Source organism: Lysinibacillus sp. NPDC056959 (genome assembly GCF_042674095.1).
In the GTDB taxonomy this organism is placed as follows: Bacteria; Bacillota; Bacilli; order Bacillales_A; family Planococcaceae; genus Lysinibacillus; species Lysinibacillus zambalensis.
This window is the reverse complement of the sequence record NZ_JBHURE010000002.1, coordinates 364,527-389,212: the sequence shown is the minus strand read 5'-3', so window position 1 is coordinate 389,212 and position 24,686 is coordinate 364,527. Positions and strand designations below refer to the sequence as shown.

The window sequence follows — 24,686 nt, the reverse complement described above, 5'->3', positions numbered from 1 at the left end:
GGTGACAGCTTGTTTGCCAATCAATTTCCACATTTTCAAAAGGGCCGCATTTTAAAGCGAGAAATGCTAGAAAATTTGCGAGATTTCCCAAGAGAATTTTTAGATTTATATTTCCAAGATTATTCTAATGGCATTATTGCTGGTGCCAATATTATCGTAGCAGATAAAAGCCTCATAATAGCGAAAGGCATTATCAAGCATAACGGAAAGCTCTATACGCTACCTAGTAGCTATGAGCTTCCTTATGAGGCAACAGGAAGTGAAACAATTTTAAAAGTACGATTTGCTGAAGAAGTGAATGAATTAGATTTTAGAAACCTCACGACGGAAATAGTCCTAGATGATGCATTAGAGCTTGCGAATAATGAGCTAGAGTTGGCGCGCTTTAAATTAAAATCGGGTGCAAAACTGCGCTCGGAGTATATTGATTTTTCCGATATTGCGACTGAATACAATACGGTTAATTATCTTCACAGTCAGTATGCAGGTTTTCATAAAAGCACTTATCATCCAATCATTTTGCACTATTTTGCACGAGAGCTGTTAAAAAATCGCCCAGCGAATCCGTACGATATAGCTTTTGCTTTAGAGTGCATAAATCAGGAGCGGGTTCAACGAGATGCAATCGACTTTTATATTTGCAATCGGCTAGAGCTTGATTACCAAACATTTTCTAATAGTCAAATTCATAAATACTTGAACCGTATTTTATTGGAATCAAAACGTGGTGGTCGTATGACAGGGCACAGTCAAGGGCGACCAAAGCGCATGATTGTTGACTAGCTGATGGTCTGCTGATGAAGAAACGTTCAAAAATGGACAACGTGTAATAGCTCAAAAGGAAGCGGCTTTATAAGAAAGATAAACACCGTATGAGGAGCATTTCCTAGGGCTTTGTCAATATAGATGAGCAGGATATTTCAGTCATTGATTCAGCATGTCATGGAAGGAAAAATTTCGTTTCGAATGCCGAAGCTATTTTCGATCATGTCAGCTGAGTTAGCCTTAATAGGAAAGCAAAAAATGACAAGGCTATGAGATAGAGAAAAAAGAATCGAAACAAAGGAGCGAAAAAAATGAATTTCATGGATGAAGAAGTAATCGAGATGACGAAACATGCAAGGCAGAAGAAACGAATGGAGAACATTGAAAACCAATTATTAAATACTGATATTGTGAAAGCGATTAAAGATGGTCAGCTCATGATTGAAGATGAAACGATTGAGTTTAAAGAAATGAGTTTTTATGAGGATCAAATCCGGATGTGTATGCCTGCAACCTTTGACGTGATGGAGCCTGAATTAATGGATATTAAATATCCATCCAGTCGTAGACCCGATTATATTTATACAAGCGAAAGTACGTCCATCAATGTCACGCTGAAAATCATGGAACAACAGGTAAAAGAAGAGGAATTAGAAGACTTCACAGAGGCCATGAGGAACATCCTTCAAAAAACGCAGCCAACTACAAAAATGTTGGATACCGCCATGATTGAAGTTAACGGTCTACAAATTGGTTACTTTGACTTCATTTCGCCAGCACTAGATAACAAGATTTATAATTTAATGTTTTTGTTTATAGTAGGCGAGAATGTGACGATGGGTTCGGTTAATTGTTTGAAAAAAGAGATGGATATTTGGAAGCCCATTGCTTACGGCATGATGGAATCTATCTTTGTTGAAAACAAATTATTAGATGGGGAAGGTGTTGTCGAATGAGTAAAGAAACAGCCTTGACGTATAAAGATATCATCGTGATGCCCTATAATATTCGCGTCAATCAAATCGAAATTACGCAACAAATGAATGAGCATGCTACATTGCATTTAACGGGTGTGATTCCAGATGAATACGAAGATTCCTATGTCTATATGACGGATGCCGAAACGGCTATTGAAGTCGTGCAAATCGGCAGTGGTGGACAAGCTATTCCTATTTTCAATGGGCTGGCGTTAGATGTACAGGTGAAATCGGTTTTGGGCACCTATTATTTGGAGGTTAAAGCAGTTTCGCATTCGTATGTGTTAGATGTGAAGAAGAAAAATCAAACTTATCAAAATGCGGGTATGCCCTATAGTGAATTAATAAATGCATGTATTGCCGATCAAAAAGGTGCAGATTTCATGGATTATGCCTCAAAGGGCGCTACTATTGGACGATTTACGATGCAATATATAGAGACAGATTGGGAGTTTCTTAAACGAATGGCATCAAGATTCCATACAGGTCTGGTGCCAGATACGGTTCATCCGGCTGCCAAGTTTTACTTCGGCGTACCGTTTCAAGCTGGGGGCACGCAGAAAATGGAGTCCATCAATTATCGAGTTAAAAAGGCGATCGGCAATTTCCTTGTGTCCAGTAAAAATCATCTCGACGGTATTACTGATAGTGACTACATGTACTATGAGGTAGAATCGTTCCAACCATTCAAAATAGGCAATGAAGTTACGTTCCAATCCAAAAAATTGTATGTCTATAAAATCTACTCAACTTTAAAAGATGGCTTGTTCAAGCATATTTATACGTTAACACCTCAGAACGGCTTCAGTGTCCACACTACTTATAATCAAGCTATTATTGGTGCTTCCATTCAAGGAAAAGTAATTGATGTAGCAGGGGATAAAATTCGTATTCATGTCGATTTCGACGAGGGTCAAGATAAAGATACAGCGTATTGGTTTCCGTATTCAACGATCTATGCATCAGAAGATAATACAGGATGGTACTTCATGCCAGAGCTATCCGATAATGTTAGAATCTATTTCCCAGGAAATCGTGAGGATGAAGGGATTGCGATTAGTTCTGTATCAAAAGCACCACCACAATCTGGTTCAATGTTAGCAGCGACGAATCCGCCTAGTCCAAGCGGTGGTGGAAGTGCCAGTGCTAGTGGCGGTGGAGGAGGTGGCGGCGGTGGATCAAGACCTGCACCACCAGAGGACAGTCGCCAAGACCCAGCACGGATGGCCGATCCAGATGTCAAAACACTTAGAACGAAGCACGGTAAACAAATTCTACTTGCACCCGATCGTATTGTCATATCTGGTGGAGGATTAATGATTTCGCTTATGGATGATAATGGGATCTCCATCATAAGTGATAAAAATATTACCTTACAAGCAACAGATAAAGTCGCCATCAATGCGAAGCAAATTATGATTAATGCGACCGAGAAAATAGAGATGACGTGTAAAGACAGTTCAATCAAGATGGAAGACAAAATGGAGATCAAAGGAACAGAAGTACGAGCAAATTAGTGAGGATGAGAACGCATGAAACGAGAAGAAGCATTACAGCATTTTATGGATGAATGCGTGTCAGTTCATATCAACCGATTACAAGAGAAGGTTGATCGACAGTTTCGCCAAGAGAAGGAAATCTTACTAAAACCAATCATTAACTCGCTTGAACAGCTGTTTGCAAATATTAAAGATGAGCAAGAGCAAGAAAGGTTAGCTCCAGTTGCCTTTATTCATTTTTCATTGCTACGAACATCATTACTAGATAACAAGTGTACGTATTTGCTAGAAGCGTATGGAGAAAAATGGTACTACGACTGGGTAGAATGCACGGCACAGTATGAAGCGGACTGGCTTAGTGAGGCGATTATAGATTTACACAAAACGCTTGAAAAAGAAAGAAAGCCATATCTCTCCATACAAGCAGCTGATGTTCGAGGAATTATTCAACAGACTGTGATTCTATTTCATCAGTATATTATTCAATTGGTACGCTATCTCTTCCGTTATCAACAAGAAAGCGTACCCGAAGTAGATTTCCAACGAGCAGCATGTTTGCGATTTCGTGTCGGTGAATATAAAGGATTTAGTGAAGATGTTGCGATGTTCGACGAACGTGAACGAGTGGAACAAAATCTTCTCGCATGGTTAGGGAAAAATGAGATGGATAAATCATATACGTTTGAAAATTTCTCAAGCTTACCATTACAGCAAAAACTTTTCGACCAAATGGACTTTTCTTATGCGAATTTCAATGGCAGTGACTTAGAAGGGGCTTCCATGAAACAAAGTGTTTGCGTCGGTACTAGTTTTGTAGATTGTAGCTTAGCGAATGTTGATTTTTCCTATGCAGCCATTCAAGATGCTGATTTTCGAAACGCCAATTTGGCAGGCGCTAATTTTACGCATGCACAAGGAAAAACGCTAATGCTTCCCGATGACGAAGTTGCCTGTTACCTAGGTACTGATTTCAGTCATGCGAATTTGGAAAATGCAAAATTTGAGTTTGCGCAAATTGCAGGCGCCAATTTTACAGGTGCCAATTTAAAAGGAGCTACCTTCTTTAAACGCGATCAAGAGAAGTGTCTATTTAGCCCTGACCAGATAAAAGACATTCATTGGATTCATTAACGTTGAAATCAATAGAAATGATAGTTACAGGAGGAAAAGATGGAGTATTTTATTGTTCGGCAAGATCAAAGCATTACAAATCCAATTATTCCTTTCAAAACAGACCTCGATGATAACTTTGTCTGCTCATCTGTATTCGGGGAAGTAATAGAAAAAGAGAACGCGGTATATCTGGATTATTTAGAGAAGCCTCGAAGAATCGTGTCTGATGATTTAAAAGGGTTGTTGGTGAAATATGAGGATAACTTAGAATTTACAGCCATTGTCTTTACGGATGTGAAGAAAGGAACACAGCGTGTGCATTGGCTTATGGACATTGTCAAGAAGAACTGTATTTCCGATGAGACGATTTATTATCCAGACGGACAAATAAAGGAGCTCGTAATTGACCCGAAGAAAGTGGAACTAGATTGTATTTTTCAAGTCGACGGCAAGAAGGAATCATTCACCATCGTCAATTTAGACGTGGCAGAAAGTATGCTACGACGACCATATCTCGGGATTCAGCTGCAGCGAGTAAAACTACAAAGTCGATAGATCATTCTAATAAATCATTCCAAAACACTGTCGTAGTTTAAAACAATGTTCAATCGATACGAAAGGAAGGATATTTAATGGCTCAAGTTGTAGAAAGTTTGGAAACAGAAGGTTCAGAACAAGAGCAATTTAGTTATGTCGTACATGGAGCAATCATTTCTTGTGAGTTTGGTAGCCATCTCAATTATTTAAATTTGCCGCAAGACCATGGCGTTTATATTAAAGAGAAAGCTGTCATGAATGTAGGGGATCGAAACCCTGATAACATCCCAACCTTTGGTGTTTGTTTACAGTTACAAAAGCCATGTACACCAACATGTTCCATTGATTGGATGGAAGGAATGGAAAATGTCAATATCGAGGGGAAGCAAGCGTTATTAAGCCGCTGCCATACGCAATGCTCAGCAGGTGGAGGCAAAATCGAAATTATTCATGACGGTCAAGAGGAAGTAGAAATACCGAAACAAGGTTTTTAAAAGACAGGTTGATTGAAAGGAGGTAAGTAATGAAATCGCTTGAAGAAAAGGAAATACACACAGTTAGTACGTATGAGGATCTTGTGCTCGAATGGCCGTATCCACTTATTCATTTAGAAAAACTAACCATCAAACATAAAGCCAATGACCATGCAAGATTGTACTTTACAGGAATGATTGCTGAAGAGCAAGCACAAAAGTATATTGAGCGGGTCAATCAATCAGATGAAGTGGTTGTGAGATTTGGACGAGACAGTGCCATATTGTTCTCAGGAAGAATTGATAATGCGGAGTTGCAGGCATCACAAGGGGTGCACTATGTCTCCGTTGAGGCTGTATCATTTACAGCAAATATGGATATTGCAAAGCGCTCACGTTCTTTTCAAGATGTGAACATGACGTACGTGCAGTTAATAAAAAACATCGTAAGCGCCTATCCTAATGGGGATTACATCGACCAAGCTTCTAACGGTCAAGCCATTGGTAGTATTGCGATTCAATACTTAGAAACAGATTGGGAATTCATTAAAAGAATGGCCTCCCGTTTGCACGCCGTTGTTTTTCCTGATTTAAAAGGAAAAGGTGCTCGGTTCTGGCTTGGTACACCTCAAAGTAGGAAAAGCATAACGATCGACCATCTGCCGTCTATAGTACGAATGGACGTCGATGCGTATCGGTTGATTACTGAAAATGATGGTACGGATGTGAGTGAAGCCGATTATACTTTTTGTGAGTTTGAAAGCACAGAGGCCCATGAGCTGGGCACGTTGGTGCAATTCAAGGGAAGCTCCTATATCGTAACGGCTAGGGAAACCCATCTTGATGACGGTGTGTTGAAGTTTCAATATACTGCCCAACCCGAGAAAAGTATTCGTCAGCGGTTAGTACGTAATTTAGACCTTATTGGTGCAGCATTTACGGGAAAAATTATTGATGTCACGCAAAACACCGTTAAAATTCATTTAGATATAGATAAAAGCCAAGATCAAGGAAAAGCACATTGGTTTGCTTATTCAGCAGATGCCAATGGTGTTATGTATTTAATGCCTCAAACAGGTGCACGTGCCCAATTGCATTTTCCAAGTGCAGTTGAAGAAGACGCCATCGTTATCAGCTCGGTGCGTGTTAATCCAGCCACACCAGAGGGCGGACAAAAGCAGACGAAGAAAATGGCGGACACTACCGTTAAATCATTGGCGACCAATGTTGGGAAAGATGTGACATTAGGTGTTGGTGATATTACCTTTAGTGCAGTAGATGGGGTATTGGACTTAAAGATGGATGATGGAGATGGCGTAACATTTCAAAGTAACAGTACCATCATGCTAGCGGCAGATGAAACACTCGAAATTAGTGGAATGAAAGAGCTAGCCGTAGAGGCGGAAGAATGGATTGCGATATCCGCGAAGGAACAAAGCCATGTGATTATGGCCGCTGACACACAATTAATTAGTACGCTCATTGATCAAGAAGGTATAGAGAAGCAGAGTCAACCACCGAAGTTAAATGAAGAAGCAATTGAAGCTACGACGAAAGTTGACTTAATCTTCCCTCAAAAGGCAGAAGAGAAGAAAGAGAAGAAAGGCTGGTTTAGTAGTTTAGTTGATGGCGTGAGTGCAGCATTGGATGTTGCTGGATTTATTCCTGTCATCGGTACATTTGCAGATATTGCGAATGCAGGAATTAGCTTGGCAAGAGGGAATTACATGGATGCAGCCATGAACTTAGTAGGTGCGATCCCAGTAGTTGGTGATGCCGCCAAGGGAGCCTACAAGGTCAAAAAAGGGGCAAAACTCTTAGATAAAGCTGCTGATGCTAAAAAAGGTGCTGATAAGGCAATAGATGCTTCAAAAGCTTTAGCAAAAGGGATGAAGGCAGCTTATCCGAAAGTATCTAAAACGTTAGATGCAGTAAAGGGACTAGCGGAACTAGCTAACAAAGCATCTAAGGCTGTGAAGACGGCCGCAGATAAAGTCATTTCATCGATGGATGAATTGCTTGCTGCGTCGAAGGCAGTAGACGGAATGAAAGCTATGGCCAAAGCTGGGCTAACGAAATTTAATCATGGGGTATTAAAGAAATTTAATTGTACAAAAGGGTTAAGTGAAAAATTCTGTAAAAGAGGGTTTGAGCCCGTTGATTTAATTACAGGGCGTATGATATATGAAGGCATCGACTTTGAACTGCCTGGACCTATCCCCCTTTCATGGGAACGCGCATGGTACAGTGATAGTAGTCGCATTGGTTTGTCAGGTCATGGTATGCATTTTACATACGATCTAGCCTTAGAGATTTTTGAAGAAGATGACCTGATTGGGATTATTGTGACGGATGGTCGCGCAGTTGGGTTTCCAATTTTACCAATAAACTTGCCGTATTTTAACAAAAGAGAAAGAATGACCTTAACAAATACAGGTGAGGAGTATCATTTGTTTGAGCATGATACACGATTGATATACGTATTTGAACAAACAACAGAAATAACATACCGATTAAAAGAAGTAAAAAATGAACAAGCGCATCATATTCAATTTGCCTATAACCGTAAAGGCTTCCTATCTCAAGTAACCGACAGTGTTGGTAGAGTGCTTGAGGTTACGACCAATGAGGTAGGCAGAATGACAGAAGTCGCCTTACATAACCAGATGAGCCGTGAAGTCTTAGTTCGGTATGTTTACAATGATGGACAAGATTTAGTCGAAATCCGAGATGCATTAGGGCAAAGTACACATATTAAATATGTTAACCATTTAATGATACAAAAAATTGACCGTAATAAAAATAGTTTCTTCTGGCGCTATGATGGGCTAACTACAGGTGCTCGAGTCATCAAAACATGGGGAGATGGCAATGTCCTTGCAGGGGAGCTTTCGTATCACGAGGGCTATAATGAGATTATGAATAGCTTAGGCCATAAGAGTTATTATTATTTCAACGAAGATAACCTGTGTACAAAAATTGTTCATCCAGATGGTAGTGAAGTTAGCTATGAATATAATGGGGACTTTGAATTACTGCAAGAAGTAGATGAAGATGGCCGTGGCACGGCATATAGCTATGATGAATGGGCAAATCCAGTGACGATTACCCTTGCAGATGGCAGTACCTTATCTTCACAGTACGATGAGAAGGATAGGCTAATTCAGGTAGTTAACGCAGAGGGCGGAAGTCGTCAATGGATCTATAATGAAGACAGTACATTACAGGAAAATATTTTAGAAGATGGCACGAAGACTGGATTTTCCTATAATGAGCATCGTCTAATTGAAACGGTGACAAATGCGCAAGGCCATGTGGTAAGCTTAGCTTATGATGCTGATCTGAACTTAAGTCAAGTGACATTGCCAGACGGGACAAGTTCAATCTGGACATATGACCGTCGTGGTAACTGCACAACAACTACAAATCCGCTAGGGGCAACAGAGAAGTTCGTATATGATAACTTGAATCGTCTCGTACGGGCAAATCTTTCAGATGGTAACGACGTTCAATTAAAGTACAATGCCTATGATGATATCGTTTTTGCGAAAGATAACCATACGCAAGCAGCCTTTGATTACACCATTCTTGGTAGCTTGATGTCCCGAGAACAAGGTGGAAAGAAAGTTAAATTCACCTATGATACAGAAGAGCAGTTAACCACTGTCATCAATGAAAAAGGCGAAATGTATCAGTTTGAACGTGATACGAAAGGAAATATCATCAAGGAAATCGGCTTTGATGAGATGGAAAGAACGTATGAGCGAAGTCTGGCAGGATTGGTTCAGAGAATTCAACGTCCTGGTGATCGTTGGACAGCGTATCAGCATGATGGTTTAGGAAATGTCATTCGGGCTGATTATTATGATGATACTTGGGAAACGTTTGGCTATGACAAAAATGGTTCGTTAATTGACACTGAAAATGAGCACGTGGCCGTAAAGCTGGAGCGAGACCCATCTGGCCAAGTCATCAAGGAGTGGCAAAACGACCATTGGATTGCAAGTAGCTATGATGAATTAGGCAACCGTTCACAAATTACGAGTAGCCTAGGTGCAAAAATCGATGTCGCACGTAATGAAATGGGTAATGTGTCACAAATCACAGCTTCTCGCTCAGAGCAAGAACATTGGACAGCGTCAATGCAGTACAATGAACTCGGTCAAGAGATTGAGAGAATCTTACCAGGAGATGTCATCAGCAAATGGCAGTATGATACGACGGGTAGACCGACACACCACCGAATAAGTAGTCAAAACCGTGATACACGAAGACGTGTGTATAATTGGGACGTCAATCATCGCTTACGAAGCATGATAAACGAGTTAACAGGTGTAAAAGTTACTTATGGTTACGATGAATTTAGTAATCTCGTCTGGTCCAATCAAGGCGATCAATTTGACTTTTTACATCGTAGTGTCGATGATGTTGGGAATTTGTATGAAACGAAAGAAAAGACAGATCGTGTCTATGGTCCCGGAAGCAGATTGTTTGAAACTAGAGACGCAAACTTCTCTTATGATGATGAAGGGAATCTGATTCAGAAACTTGAGAAGAACGGTGATTCGTGGAAGTACGAATACTATGGCAATGGCATGATGGCGAAGGTCATCAAACCAGACAACACAGAAGTTACTTTTAAGTATGACCCACTAGGTAGACGAACAGAGAAGTGTTCTGACAAGAAAACAACAAGTTTCGTTTGGGATGGGAATACTATTCTACATGAGTATCTTTCAGAGAATGATGCAGCTGAACTGGAAAATGATAATCTAGTTACATGGGTGTTTAATGATGGGTTTGTACCTTCTGCTAAAATCACGAATGAAGGTAACTACAGCATTATTAGTGACTATCTGGGAACGCCTGTTGAAGCCTATGATGAACAAGGTAATAGGGTTTGGTCAGCTAAGCTTGATATCTATGGGCGAGTGAATGAGTTCACTGGTGAGCAGGATTTCATTCCGTTTAGGTATCAGGGGCAATATGAGGACATAGAGATCGGATTATATTACAACAGATTCCGATACTATGACCCAGAACAAGGGAATTATACTCAAATTGATCCGATTGGACTTGCAGGTGGAAATCCTACGCTTTATGGATATGTTGGAAATCCATTACTATGGACTGACCCTTTTGGATTGATTGAGACTTATTATAGAACAATGTCGGAAAAACATTATAATCGTCTTGTCAAAAATGGTGGGATTCCAGCCACAGGTGAAACATTTATTTCACCAACAAAGAAGTTCGCAGAAGGATATAAAGGGGTTACGGTGGAGATTAATGTTAAAGATGGAACCACTAAACTTTTAGAAGAAATTGGAGTGAGGGGACAAGGTGATGACCTTCGAGCGTTATACCCTAATATGCCAGAAGCGAAAAAGGGGTGGAACGCTAATAATGTTCAGTTTAAGTTGGAGGATCCAAATATTAATATAGGTCTAGGAAAAGGAAAAGGTCTAGAAATTTTTAATGAAAATATCGAAAGTTTTAAGGTATGTGGAAGGAGATAGACTGGGATGGAGATAGAAATGGCTCGCAAATTATGGTTGAATGAAATTACTGAGAAAGAATTCATAGATGTTTTTTTTCAAAACGGTATAGACTCTGAATATGTTTTAAAATTACTGTATGGTGCTTATAAAATTCAAGATGTGGAAGCGGTTAGATGGATGTTATATGTTGCCTCCAAATTTGACTTGTTCACTTTAAATTATACTAAGGTACTATGTAGTCTTATTGAAGCGGATTGGCACAAATCTCATGAAGACATTGCTTTTACACTATCAAAACTAAAGCCATTAAACGCTGTTGAATCGCTTTATAAAGCTGTCTTTCATGAACTTGAATATCTTAATTACGATGATAATTTTGCATTAGCTGTAAAATGTATTTGGGGTCTGGGTAATATAAACAGCCCTGACTCTATTGAAAAATTAAAATCTCTTTCGAAATCTACCAATGAGATAATTAAAAGTAATGCAATGGAACAGCTCGAAATGCATGGTCTGTTTACTGAAAGACAATCTGAATTGATTTTAAATCTTTTTAAGAATGAGATTTCAAAAGAAGATTTTATTGAAGAGTTTTATCCAGATTATCTTTACACTGCCGATGAGTTTAAACGTTCGGATTATGTGTTAAAATTGATCTACGATGAATATAATAAAAGAGATGCCCAAGCTATAGAGTATTTGTTTTACGTTTCTTCGTTTTTCGGATTGATAACTGCGGAATACATGAAAATAGCAAGTAATTTGATTAAGGAAGAGTGGTATCAAAAACAAGAAGAAACTGTCTCTCTTGTGGATTTGACCTTATTATCTTCAAATCAATAAAACTTTGATGGGGAAACTACACATTTTGTGTGAGATGGAAATATGATTTCACATGAATGGGTTGGAAATGGTGCCTATACTTGTATAGGTAGTGCTACGAAGACATCTGCAAACAATGCGAAACATTCTCCGAAAGAAAACTGACTGGTATTACAAAGAAAGTTTCACTGACGCTAACGGATGTGAAATAGGAAAATTAATCATACGAAGGAACAGTAGCTAATTATATTAGGATGTTTAGAGATGTAAGAGAAAAGCCCGACAATGCTGATATGAGTAAAAGTTACTAATATCAAAGACAACAGGATATTAGTTAGGGGTTCACTCAAGAAGTAATTGAATGATATTGGGGTTTAATAGCGCAGAAAGAAAACGTCAACGTAGGTAATTTAGGTGTGGATAATTGTCAGATAAAGTATCATTAAATTGTTAAATGTGTCAGTTGAATTTACTAGCTTTCTGTTGGCATGGGAATGCTTGTCAAGTGCTTGTGAAATACAAGAAGTATAATAAAATAGGTGATTTGGTCAATTATGAATTACTTCACCAGATATTTTGAACCTATGACCAAGACACCAAGTTTGGTCAGCAAAATGTGGTGAAGGAACGAGGTTATATCAAACGATTCCTTATCAAAAAGCTAATGACTAATATTACAAAACATATGTAAAAAAGACTTCATAAGCTCTTTCTTTACATATGTTTTTTTGTTAGAAATCAAATGGTTTTTTGTGTATTTATTTACAATCTTCATCTTGAACAGTGGTTTTTTCACACGAGAAATCAAAAAAACTATTAGAAGCCTTGATATTAAAGGGTTTAAGCTCACTCTTGGAAACAAAGACATTGAAATGACATGGTATCGCCCCAAACAGCTCCCTGAAAAAAATATTAGAACTCGATTATATAAGCCTCATTCATAAAAATCACTATTAAGCCTAAAAATCTGTTAAATAGTAGGGATAATCCCGGTTGAAGGAGAAGTAGCGGATGACGTGAATGGCATTATTTATACGGCAAGAGACGACAAGCTCAATGCTGCTCTCTCCTTTGGGGCAATGATTCCAGTGATGATGAGTATCATGATCTTATGGAGCAATTTCTAGCAGATGAATCTCCGGGTATAAAACAAGCTAAAGTTGGAAACCAACTTATTAAAGTTGATCCAGCTACTAATCGAGTACTTGCGGGACATGCTAAAGATGGAAAGATTCTTTCGTTTTATATAGCACTTCCTGAATTCGTTGTAGAGGATCCTCTTACAGATGCAGTTAATTACGCGCTTGAAAAAACAAAACTATCAAAGTCAGAGGTTAAGTACAAATGTTAATATTTAGTAGGGAACTTGCGTTAACAAGTTACGCGATATACAAAATCGCTTCTTTATCCAAAAACGAAATCGATAATATCCTTTGTTCCGATTATTTGGATGAGGAAGGTGAAACAAAAGAATATGATAGTGTTTACTCTCCAAATGTTCAAAACTTTTTAGTTGGCCATTTTACTACTATCATTCTTGTTGGAATATCAAATAACTTTTTAAAAAAATTTCTTGAAGATTGTTTTAAAGACGATGTAAATATAATTGGAGATGAGGAAGTTTTATATAAATGTCCATGCTGTGGGTATCTTACTCTTTCAACTCGAGGCGAATATGAAGTGTGCCGCGTCTGTATGTGGGAGGATGATGGCAGATCGGAAAATGATATAGAGCGGATTAGTTCTGTAAATCATTCTTCAATTAAAGACTATAGAGATAAGCACCGAATGCTTCTTGAACCAGAAAATATCCCATATAAAAAAGGTGACTAAATCAATTGTATTTGTATTATAGAGAACGCTCGACTTTCAATCGTCAAAAGCGAGAAAACCGAAGAAGAGATTAGTCTTCAAGAATATAGTTTACAAAGGCTGAAAAGGGTTACGTGATATTTTAAGGCTAATAATATTTTTGTTTAGTATGCCCTTTTGTCCTTTGTGACAGTAGGGATTTTTATGTGCACGGCAAGTGCAACAAACGCCACATTTTTAGGATTTAATATAGGGTGCCGACCTAGTATGAGCGAAGTATTACAGGATTGGTTCAAAGAATTCAACGACCGGGTGATCGTTGGACAATATATCAGCATGATGGTCTAGGGAATGTCATCCGTGCTGATTATTATGATGACACTTGGGAAACGTTTGGCTATGACAAAAATGGTTCGTTAATTGAGACTGAAAATGAGCATGTGAAAGTAAAACTGGAGCGAGACTCATCTGGACAAGTAATCAAGGAGTGGCAGAATGACCATTGGATTGCGAGTAGTTATGATGAATTAGGCAGCCGTTCACAGATTACGAGTAGCTTAGGTGCAAAAATCGATGTTGTTCGTAATGAAATGGGAAATGTGTCACAAATCACGGCTTCTCGTTTAGAGCAAGAAAACTGGACAGCAGCGATGCAGTACAATGAACTTGGTCAAGAGATTGAGAGAAACTTACCAGGAGATGTCATCAGCAAATGGCAGTATGATACGTCGGGTAGACCGACACACCACCGAATAAGTAGTCAAAACCGCGATACACGAAGACGCGCGTATAATTGGGACGTCAATCATCGCTTACGAAGCATGGTTAATGAGTTAACAGGTGTAAAAGTTACCTACGGTTACGATGAATTCAGTAACCTCGTTTGGTCCAATCAAGGCGGTCAATTTGACTTCTTACACCGCAGTGTCGATGATGTCGGGAATTTGTATGAAACGAAAGAAAAGACAGATCGTGTTTATGGTGCCGGAAGTAGATTGCTTGAAACTAGAGACGCAAACTTCTCTTATGATGATGAAGGGAATCTGATTCAGAAACTTGAGAAGAACGGTGATTCGTGGAAGTACGAATACTATGGCAATGGCATGATGGCGAAGGTCATCAAACCAGACAACACAGAAGTTACTTTTAAGTATGACCCACTAGGTAGACGAACAGAGAAGTGTTCTGACAAGAAAACAACAAGTTTCGTTTGGGATGGGAATACTATTCTACATGAGTATCTTTCAGAGAATGATGCAGCTGAACTGGAAAATGATAATCTAGTTACATGGGTGTTTAATGATGGGTTTGTACCTTCAGCTAAAATTACGAGTGAAGGTAATTACAGCATTATTAGTGACTATCTAGGAACGCCTGTTGAAGCTTATGATGAACAGGGTAATAGGGTTTGGTCTGCTGAACTTGATATTTATGGACGAGTGGTGGAGTTAACAGGTGAGAAAGACTTCATTCCATTCCGTTATCAAGGGCAGTATGAAGATATTGAAATAGGATTGTTTTATAATCGATTCCGATACTACTCACCTATGGAAGGAATTTATACTCAACAGGATCCAATTGGTCTTGCTGGTGGAAATCCTACTTTGTATGGGTATGTTGGTGATACGAATGTTATAATTGATCCATTGGGATTAAAGCCAAAACCTTTTAATTTTGCTGAGTTATCAGGAGATAAACCTCTTTCGTTAAATCCGAATGACATTTATTTTATGCAGAAAAATATCAAGAATAGTACTGGTCTATATACAGTTTTGGAAAATGCTGAATCATTAAAGAATGGTTCACTTAAAGTAAGCGATTTAAATACAATTAATGTTTGGAAAGATGTAGATGGTAAGATATGGACGTTGGATCATAGAAGACTAGCAGCATTTAGACTAGCAAATATTGATGAAATCCCAGTAAACTGGGCTAAGAGAAGTGAAGTAAAGCATCAATGGTTTAAAATGTCAACAAAAGTTGGAGGAACATCAATTGTTTTAAAGATGGATGATGGAACCAAATCGGTAATTTGTAGAAAAAAATAAAGTCGATAGTAAAAGTCGAAAGGTGTGAATTGTATGGATTGGTATGACCAAATTGAAAACGTTTCAAATAAGCAACAGTTTTTAGAATTTGTAAATTTATTATCAGCCGATTTTAAAAAAAATAGAGATGAATGGGAGAATAAATCTATAGATGAATTTCTTCAAGGCATTGAGGGCTGGGTGGACAGTATGGAAGGTTTTTTTGAAAATTCTGGTTTAGAAACACCCCAAAATATTAATTGGAATTTTTTGTCTATAATGTTATATGTGGGTAAGATTTATGAATAAAAGTCCACTCTAAAAAAAGAGTGTGATTATACGAAATTTGTATGTTGAGAGGCTTTAAAATGATGAGTGTGGTGTAAAGAATATTTCAATATTATGATCCTAGCATGGGAATGTATACGCAAATAGACCTTATAGGGCTTACACTTACAGGGGCAATCCTACATTCTATGACTATGTGAAAAGATCCGAATAAGTTTATCGATCCGTTTGGGTTGGGGATTGATGATTCATTTAAAATATTCTACAGCCGAAACAATATTGGTGCAAATTTTAGCGATAAGTCTAGTGCTAATGTTTTGACTGAACAATTAAAGAGTGGCTCAAATTATTATAAACAGGTAGAAACCAATAAGAATTGTGAAATTAGCAGATTTTCCGCTGGAAGTTCATAAAATAAAGGGCAGGAGTGGACGATGTTATCACAGTAGATAATAGAAGACTATATGATATGTTACCAGAAAGGCTAACTCAAAGGTGAATTCCATTTGGCCGACTGAAGGAAATTTAGGGAAATGAATTTAGATATACGTTTTAGCGAGAAAGTCGGTAAGACAATTAAAATTCGTTGCCCTAGGTAAAGAAATGGTGGGCATAATGAGAACCACGTTTAGTATGAATAATGCTAGAGATGCGTTTATTTTAAATAAGTTAATTATGCATTGATTTCCAAGGGAAGTAGAACTTTCGCTAAATTTAGCAACAGCGTTGGCATCGAATATTTCCACAGAAAAACTATACATTGATATTTCTTGCATTTTTTAAAATGTAGTCAAATGGACTTTGTGGTCTTGTTAATTTTAATAAAAATTTATTGGATACGTGTTTTTGTGAAGTGATTGATTCCGAATTTTTGAATCCGCAAAAGACACTGGTTGAAAAGGGATTTAAGGATTGTTTTTTTGAATTATGATGAAGTTATTGAAATTGTGGCTCAAGAATACAAATCTTATTTTGACAGATGGACTTAGAATAATTGATGAATAAATGAATAAAAGCAATTGAAAAGAGGTTGAATTTAAGGATTCAAGGAGCTGTAAGGTGAATGAATTATGATAAACTTAGTAAAGAGGTGGCATATGCTCTACGGCATTCTCCCGAGGAGTATGAATTAGAGTTAGATGCTAATGGATGGGTTTTAGTTGATAAATTGTTAGAATCATTAAGAAGGTCTGATAAATGGTCACGCATTGAGATTAATGATTTGAAAAAAATGATTGAGAAGTCAGAAAAGAAGCGTTACGAAATTGTAGATGATAAAATAAGAGCATTTTATGGACATTCGATTCCTATGAAAATTCAAAAAAAGGAAATGAAGCCACCTAGCACACTTTATCATGGAACTAGTCGTCGTTTTCTTGAGTCGATAATGAAGAATGGCTTGGTTCCTAAAACAAGGCAATATGTTCATTTGTCTGAAGACATCCATACTGCTATATTAGTAGGTAAAAGGAGAGACACTGACCCTATAGTTTTAAAAATCAATTCGGAAGATGCATATAAAAATGGTGTGAAATTTTATTTTGCGCATGAAATGATATGGTTAGCAGATGCTATACCGTATGATTTTATCAGTCACTAAAATTATTTAACAGCACAGAAATCTACAACATGGAGAGGCGTATCTTTATAGTAGAAATATGAAAACACATGTATATGGTATTATTCCATGTACATGTGTTTTTTCTTGTTTTGATTTACTTTTATCCCTCACTATTTAGGTAATGATTGTTAAATTATGTAAAAACCCGAGTGTTAAACAAGTAAAAATTAGTTGTTTGATCACTTTAAACTCGGAAAACGAGTGATTTTATTCATCCTTAAATAGCAAAAATGTACATAATGGTGTTGACATTTATATGCATACTTTAAATTTTATTACCACTAACAGTAACATACCTTCACCATCGTAGAAACATACTTTACAACTATAACTATTCTCTCCAACACGAATGTAATCTTAGTTTGACGCTAATTACATTTCTTGTACCTAATGATTAAAGTTTCACTTTATTCATCTCTCACTCGGTATATCTAACTACTAAAATTCAAATTTCCCTAATATACAGGGTTTTTAGTCTATTCTGAATAATAGTTCGTATGGATGTTGACTTTTGATCTATGGTTTATTAGCATATTTATGAAGAAAATAACCAATTAATGGTTTCGATGACATATGTAATTAATTTAGGGATATTACTGAATTAATGAAATTAATAACAAAATTGAGCGATAGTATTTAATAGGAAAGTAAAAAATACAAGATTATGAGATAGAAAGAATAATACAAATCGAAACAAATGATAGAACATAATGAATTTTATGGATGAAGAGTTATTGAGATGAAGAAACATGTAAGGCAGAAGGAACGAATGGGGAACATCGCACCCTAATTATTACATATGAGTTTACAGAAATGAGTTTTTATGAGGATCCAATCCGGATGTAGACCTTCAACATTTGACGTGTTTGGAACCTGAAAAATGGAAAATAAATATCCATCTAGTCGTAGATACGATTATATCTATACAAATGAAAAACTTACGTCATGTAGAAAATCATGGAACAACAGATAAAAGCAGAAGAAGTAAAAGATTTCACACAGTCAAATTGGTTATTTGATTTCATGACGCCAGTACTAGATAACAAGATTTAAAATTTAATGTTTTTGTTTTAGGTAGGCGAGAAATGACGATGGGCTCGGTTAATTGTATGAAAAAAGAGATGAATATTTGGAAACCCATTGCTTACGGCATGTTGGAATTTAACTTACAAGGTTTTTAAAAGCCGAGGTTGATTGAAAGGAGGTAAGTAATGAAATCGCTTGAAGAAAAGGAAGTACACACAGTTAGTACGTATGAGGATCTTGTGCTTGAATGGCCTTATCCGCTTATTCATTTAGATAAACTAACCATCAAGCATAAAGCCAATGACCATGCGAGGTTGTATTTTACGGGAATGATTGCTGAAGAGCAAGCGCAAAAGTATATTCAGCGGGTCAATCAAACAGATGAAGTTGTTGTGAAATTTGGGCGAGACAGTGCCATATTGTTCTCAGGAAGAATTGATAATGCGGAGTTGCAGGCATCACAAGGGGTGCACTATGTCTCCGTTGAGGCTGTATCCTTTACAGCGAATATGGATATTGCAAAGCGCTCACGTTCTTTTCAAGATGTGAATATGACGTACGTGCAGTTAATAAAAAATATCGTAAGCGCCTATCCTAATGGGGATTACATCGACCAAGCTTCTAATGGTCAAGCTATTGGTAGTATTGCGATTCAATACTTAGAAACAGATTGGGAATTTATTAAAAGAATGGCCTCCCGTTTGCACGCTGTTGTTTTTCCTGATTTAAAATGGAATGGAGCTCGATTTTGGCTTGGTACACCTCAAAGTAGGAAAAGCATAACGATCGACCATCTGCCGTCTATAGTACGTATGGACGTCGATGCGTACCGATTGATTACTGAAAACGATGGTACGGATGTGAGTGAAGCCGATTATACTTTTTGTGAGTTTGAAAGCACAGAGGCCCATGAGCTGGGCACGTTGGTGCAATTCAAGGGAAGCTCCTATGTCGTAACGGCTAGGGAGACCCATCTTGATGAGGGCGTGTTGAAGTTCCAATATACTGCCCAACCAGAGAAAAGTATTCGTCAGCGGTTAGTACGTAATTTAGATCTAATTGGTGCAGCGTTTACAGGAAAGATCATTGATGTTACGCAAAATACCGTTAAAATTCATTTAGATATCGATAAAAGCCAGGATCAAGCAAAAGCACATTGGTTTGCATATTCTGCAGATGCCAACGGTGTTATGTATTTAATGCCTCAAATAGGTGCGCGTGCCCAATTGCATTTTCCAAGTGCAGTTGAAGAAGAAGCCATCGTGATCAGCTCGGTGCGTGTCAATCCAGCCACACCAGAGGGCGGGCAAAAGCAGACGCAGAAAATGGCGGATACTACCGTTAAATCATTGGCGACCAATGTTGGGAAAGATGTGACATTAGGTGTTGGTGATATTACCTTTAGTGCAGTAGATGGTGTCTTGGACTTAAAGATGGATGATGGAGATGGCGTAACATTTCAAAGTAACAGTACCATCATGCTAGCGGCGGATGAAACTCTTGAAATTAGTGGCATGAAAGAGCTAGCCGTAGAGGCGGAAGAATGGATTGCGATATCAGCGAAGGAACAAAGTCATGTGATTATGGCAGCTGACACACAATTAATTAGTACGCTCATTGATCAAGAAGGTATAGAGAAGCAAAGCCAGCCACCGAAATTAAATGAAGAAGCAATCGAAGCTACGACGAAAGTGGACTTAATCTTCCCGCAAAAGGCAGAAGAGAAGAAAGAGAAGAAAGGCTGGTTTAGTAGTGTACTTGATGGCGTAAGTGCAGCATTGGATGTTGCTGGATTTATTCCTGTCATCGGTACATTTGCAGATATTGCGAATGCAGGAATTAGCTTGGCAAGAGGGAATTACATGGATGCAGCCATGAACTTAGTAGGTGCGATCCCAGTAGTTGGTGATGCCGCCAAGGGAGCCTACAAGGTCAAAAAAGGGGCGAAACTCTTAGATAAAGCTGCTGATGCTGCAAAAGGTGCTGATAAGGCAATAGATGCTTCAAAAGCTTTAGCAAAAGGGATGAAAGCAGCTTATCCGAAAGTATCTAAAACGTTAGATGCAGTAAAGGGACTAGCGGAACTAGCTAACAAAGCATCTAAGGCCGTGAAGACGGCCGCAGATAAAGTCCTTTCATCGATGGATGAATTACTCGCTGCGTCGAAGGCAGTAGACGGAATGAAGGCTATGGCAAAAGCCGGGCTAACGAAATTTAATCATGGGGTATTAAAGAAATTTAATTGTACACAAGGGTTAAGTAAAAAATTCTGTAAAAGAGGTTTTGAGCCCGTTGATTTAATTACAGGACGTATGATTTATGAAGGAGTCGACTTTGAATTACCTGGACCTATCCCCCTTTCATGGGAACGCGCTTGGTACAGTGATAGTAGTCGAATTGGCTTGTCAGGTCATGGTATGCACTTTACATACGATCTAGCCTTAGAGATTTTTGAAGAAGAAGACCTGATTGGGATTGTTGTGACGGATGGTCGCGCAGTGGGGTTTCCAATTTTACCAATAAACTTGCCGTATTTTAACAAAAGAGAAAGAATGACCTTAACAAATACAGGTGAGGAGTATCATCTATTTGAGCATGATACACGATTGATTTATGTATTTGAACAAACAACAGAAATAACATACCGATTAAAAGAAGTAAAAAATGAACAAGCGCATCATATTCAATTTGCCTATAACCTTAAAGGGTTCCTATCTCAAGTAACGGACAGTGTGGGTAGAGTGCTCGAGGTGACGACCAATGAGGCAGGTAGAATGACAGAAGTTGCCCTACGTAACAAGATGAGTCGTGAAGTCTTAGTTCGTTATGTTTACAATGATGGACAAGATTTAATTGAAATCCAAGATGCATTAGGGCAAAGTACGCATATTAATTATATTAATCACTTAATGATGCAAAAAACGGATCGCAATAAAAATAGCTTCTTCTGGCGCTATGATGGGCCGACTACAGGGGCTCGAGTAATCAAAACATGGGGAGATGGCAATGTCCTTGCAGGGGAGCTTTCATATCATGACGGCTATAATGAGATTACGAATAGTTTAGGCCATAAGAGTTATTATTATTTCAATGAAGATAATCTATGTACGAAAATTGTTCACCCAGATGGTAGTGAAGTAAGCTATGAATATAATGAGGACTTTGAATTACTCCAAGAAGTAGATGAAGATGATCGCGTCACGGCTTATAGCTATGATAAATGGGCAAATCCAGTGACGATTACTTTTGCAGATGGCAGTACTTTATCCTCTCAATACGATGAGAAGGATAGGCTAATTCAGGCTGTTAACGCAGAGGGGGGAAGTCGCCAGTGGATTTATAATGAAGATAGCACATTGCAGGCAAATGTTTTAGAAGATGGAACAAAAACAGAATTTTCCTATAATAAACAATATTTAATTAAAACTGTGACAAATGCGCAAGGCCATGTGGTAAGCTTATCTTATGATGCTGATCTGAATTTGAATCAAGTGACATTACCAGACGGAACGAGTTCCACATGGACATTTGACCGTCGTGGTAACTGTACAACAACGACCAATCCGCTAGGGGCCACAGAGAAGTTCCGTTATGATAACTTGAATCGTCTAGTACGGGCAAATCTATCAGATGGTAACGACGTTCAATTAAAATACGATGCCTATGATGAAGTCGTTTTTGCGAAAGATAACCATATACAAGTAGCCTTTGATTACACCATTCTTGGTAGCTTAATTTCTCGAGAACAAGGTGGAAAGAAAGTTAAATTCACCTATGATACAGAAGAGCAGTTAACCGCTGTCATCAATGAAAAAGGCGAAGCGTACCAGTTTGAACGCGATACAAAAGGCAATATCATCAAGGAAATCGGCTTTGATGAGATGGAAAAAACGTATGAGCGAAGTCTGGCAGGATTGGTTCAGAGAATTCAACGACCAGGTGATCGTTGGACAGCGTATCAACATGACAATTTAGGAAATGTCATACGGGCTGATTATTATGATGACACTTGGGAAACGTTTGGTTATGACAAAAATGGTTCGTTGATGGCGACTGAAAATGAGCATGTGAAAGTAAAACTGGAGCGAGACCTAACTGGACAAGTGATCAAGGAGTGGCAGAATGACCATTGGATTGCAAGTAGCTATGATGAAATAGGCAACCGCTCACAGATTACGAGTAGCTTAGGCGCAAAAATCGATGTCGATCGTAATGAAATGGGGAATGTGTCGCAAATCACAGCCTCTCGCTCAGAGCAAGCCCATTGGACAGCATCCATGCAGTACAATGAACTCGGTCAAGAGATTGAGAGAATCTTACCCGGAGATGTCATTAGCAAATGGCAGTATGACGTAGCAGGTAGACCAACACACCATCGAATAAGTAGTCAAAACCGCGATACACGAAGACGCATGTATAATTGGGATGTCAATCAACGATTACGAAGTGTGGTAAACGAGTTAACGGGTGTAAAGGTTACCTATGGTTACGATGAATTCAGTAACCTCGTTTGGTCAAATCAAGGTGGTCAATTTGACTTCTTACACCGTAGTGTCGATGATGTTGGGAATTTGTATGAAACAAATGAAAAGACAGATCGTGTCTATGGCGCCGGAGGCAGATTGCTTGAAACGAAAGAGTCAACCTTTTCATATGATGATGAAGGTAATCTGATTCAGAAACTTGAGAAGAATGGTGATACGTGGAAGTACGAATATAACGGTAATGGCATGATGTCGAAGGTCATCAAACCAAACAAGGCAGAAGTTACTTTCAAGTATGACTCGCTAGGTAGACGGATAGAGAAGTGTTCAAAAGAAAAGATATCAAAATTTGTATGGGATGAGAATACTATCCTACATGAGTATTTCTTGGAGAATAATTCAGATAAATTTGAAAGTCTAGTAGAGAATTCTTCACAGAATAACTCCGAAATACCGGATAATCTAGTCACATGGGTGTTTAATGATGGATTCGTACCTTCAGCTAAAATTACGGATGAAGGTAATTACAGTATTATTAGTGACCATCTTGGAACGCCTGTTGAAGCTTATGATCAACAAGGTAATAGGGTTTGGTCAGCAAAGCTTGATATCTATGGGCGAGTAAAAGAATTCACAGGGACGAAAGACTTTATTCCATTCCGTTATCAAGGGCAGTATGAAGATGAGGAAATTGGCTTTTATTATAATAGATTCCGATATTATTTGCCAAGTGAAGGGATTTATACACAGCAAGACCCGATTGGTCTTAATGGTGGACTAGTCTTATATGGGTATGTACACAATACAAATACTTGGGTGGATGTATTTGGTCTACGTGGCAATGAAAGTTATCCAACATGGATGAAGAAGAAACCTGGGTTTGAACGACATCATATCATACCATATCACTTATGGAGTACACATCCATTGTTGCTAAAATCCGGGCTAAACGTTAATGCAGCAACGAATATGATGATGTTACCAAGATTTACATCAAAACATCCAAGTAAAGTAACTCACAGTTTCTTTAAACTTGGTACGGAACATCATAATATATACAATCGTGATATGAACGATATTTTGGATGAAAAATACGAGGATGCCAAAAGAGAAAAATGGAGTAAAGATAGAATGCAGAAGGAGATACGTGATTTACAACATGGGACTCGTAAAAAGTTAAACAATAGAAATAGCTTCAAAGGATGTAAATAAAAGGTGAAATTATAATATGGTAATGAATGAAAAATAATAATATTTTATCTGAAAGAAGGAATGATCAATGAAATTTTCATTTATTAAAAATAATACTAATCTTCAGTTTATCTCAATAAATAGTGATGAAGTTGAACAAGTGGAAGGTGAACTAGGCATTGTTTTCCCAAAAGAACTAAAGATATTTTGGGCGGAGATTGGTTACGGTTCTTTTGTTGGGGAAGAAGAATTAGACGAAAATTGTGTATTAAGTCCTGCGTCAATTAGAGATTTCCGATTAAGACAAGGTTTTTTTGATGCTTACCCAAAGTACGATGAAGAAAATAAATTAATCTTCTTTATTGGATGGGAATCAGTACCTTTTTCAATCGAATTAACAGATGAAGAACAAAATCCTGTCTATGATAACGAAAAGAAGATTGCAAGCTCGCTTGAAGAATTTTTATCAAAGATCGTGGAAGATCCTGAATACTTCCAACAGGATTAGTGCGAAAGGTTAAAATGCTTAAAGCTTAATGCTTAAAGCGAA

General features: G+C 38.0%; 15 protein-coding genes. All 15 read left to right on the top strand.

Going from position 1 to position 24,686, the window contains the following annotated elements:
• Positions 1 to 9: 9 nt before the first annotated feature.
• Entirely contained in the window at positions 10 to 783 is a 774-nt protein-coding gene (locus ACFTQ7_RS03965; protein WP_386827423.1) for a DNA and RNA helicase, read from the top strand.
• A gap of 293 nt (positions 784 to 1,076) precedes the next feature.
• A complete protein-coding gene (locus tag ACFTQ7_RS03960) occupies positions 1,077 to 1,721 on the top strand; it encodes a hypothetical protein (RefSeq protein WP_386827422.1) in 645 nt (214 codons plus the stop codon).
• Positions 1,718 to 3,259, top strand: coding sequence for a phage baseplate assembly protein V (locus ACFTQ7_RS03955; protein ID WP_386827421.1), 1,542 nt, complete (start codon positions 1,718 to 1,720; stop codon positions 3,257 to 3,259). Before ACFTQ7_RS03960 ends, ACFTQ7_RS03955 begins: the two co-directional genes overlap by 4 nt.
• Before the next feature lie 15 nt (positions 3,260 to 3,274).
• Entirely contained in the window at positions 3,275 to 4,372 is a 1,098-nt protein-coding gene (locus ACFTQ7_RS03950) for a pentapeptide repeat-containing protein (protein WP_386827420.1), read from the top strand.
• A gap of 39 nt (positions 4,373 to 4,411) precedes the next feature.
• Positions 4,412 to 4,909: a hypothetical protein gene (locus ACFTQ7_RS03945; protein ID WP_386827419.1), complete on the top strand. Its 498-nt coding sequence runs from the start codon at positions 4,412 to 4,414 to the stop codon at positions 4,907 to 4,909.
• A gap of 77 nt (positions 4,910 to 4,986) precedes the next feature.
• Entirely contained in the window at positions 4,987 to 5,385 is a 399-nt protein-coding gene (locus ACFTQ7_RS03940; protein WP_268639750.1) for a DUF4280 domain-containing protein, read from the top strand.
• Between the two features lie 29 nt (positions 5,386 to 5,414).
• A complete protein-coding gene (locus ACFTQ7_RS03935; RefSeq protein ID WP_386827418.1) occupies positions 5,415 to 10,883 on the top strand; it encodes an RHS repeat-associated core domain-containing protein in 5,469 nt (1,822 codons plus the stop codon).
• A 6-nt stretch (positions 10,884 to 10,889) separates the two neighbouring features.
• Positions 10,890 to 11,708, top strand: coding sequence for a HEAT repeat domain-containing protein (locus tag ACFTQ7_RS03930; protein WP_386827417.1), 819 nt, complete (start codon positions 10,890 to 10,892; stop codon positions 11,706 to 11,708).
• 1,090 nt (positions 11,709 to 12,798) lie between these two features.
• A complete protein-coding gene (locus ACFTQ7_RS03925) occupies positions 12,799 to 13,038 on the top strand; it encodes a hypothetical protein (RefSeq protein WP_386827416.1) in 240 nt (79 codons plus the stop codon).
• A complete protein-coding gene (locus ACFTQ7_RS03920) occupies positions 13,032 to 13,520 on the top strand; it encodes a CPCC family cysteine-rich protein (RefSeq protein ID WP_386827415.1) in 489 nt (162 codons plus the stop codon). The genes ACFTQ7_RS03925 and ACFTQ7_RS03920 overlap by 7 nt, the downstream gene beginning before the upstream one ends.
• Positions 13,521 to 13,786: 266 nt before the next feature.
• Entirely contained in the window at positions 13,787 to 15,547 is a 1,761-nt protein-coding gene (locus ACFTQ7_RS03915; protein ID WP_386827414.1) for an RHS repeat domain-containing protein, read from the top strand.
• A 33-nt stretch (positions 15,548 to 15,580) separates the two neighbouring features.
• On the top strand, positions 15,581 to 15,835 hold the full coding sequence (locus ACFTQ7_RS03910) for a DUF7660 family protein (RefSeq protein ID WP_386827413.1): 255 nt from the start codon (positions 15,581 to 15,583) through the stop codon (positions 15,833 to 15,835).
• 1,042 nt (positions 15,836 to 16,877) lie between these two features.
• Positions 16,878 to 17,414: an RNA 2'-phosphotransferase gene (locus ACFTQ7_RS03905; protein WP_386827412.1), complete on the top strand. Its 537-nt coding sequence runs from the start codon at positions 16,878 to 16,880 to the stop codon at positions 17,412 to 17,414.
• Positions 17,415 to 18,646: 1,232 nt separating this feature from the next.
• A complete protein-coding gene (locus tag ACFTQ7_RS03900; protein WP_386827411.1) occupies positions 18,647 to 24,157 on the top strand; it encodes a DUF6531 domain-containing protein in 5,511 nt (1,836 codons plus the stop codon).
• Between the two features lie 67 nt (positions 24,158 to 24,224).
• Positions 24,225 to 24,644 carry an SMI1/KNR4 family protein gene (locus ACFTQ7_RS03895; protein WP_386827410.1) on the top strand — a complete coding sequence of 140 codons (420 nt, stop codon included), beginning with the start codon at positions 24,225 to 24,227 and terminating at the stop codon, positions 24,642 to 24,644.
• Positions 24,645 to 24,686 lie beyond the last annotated feature (42 nt).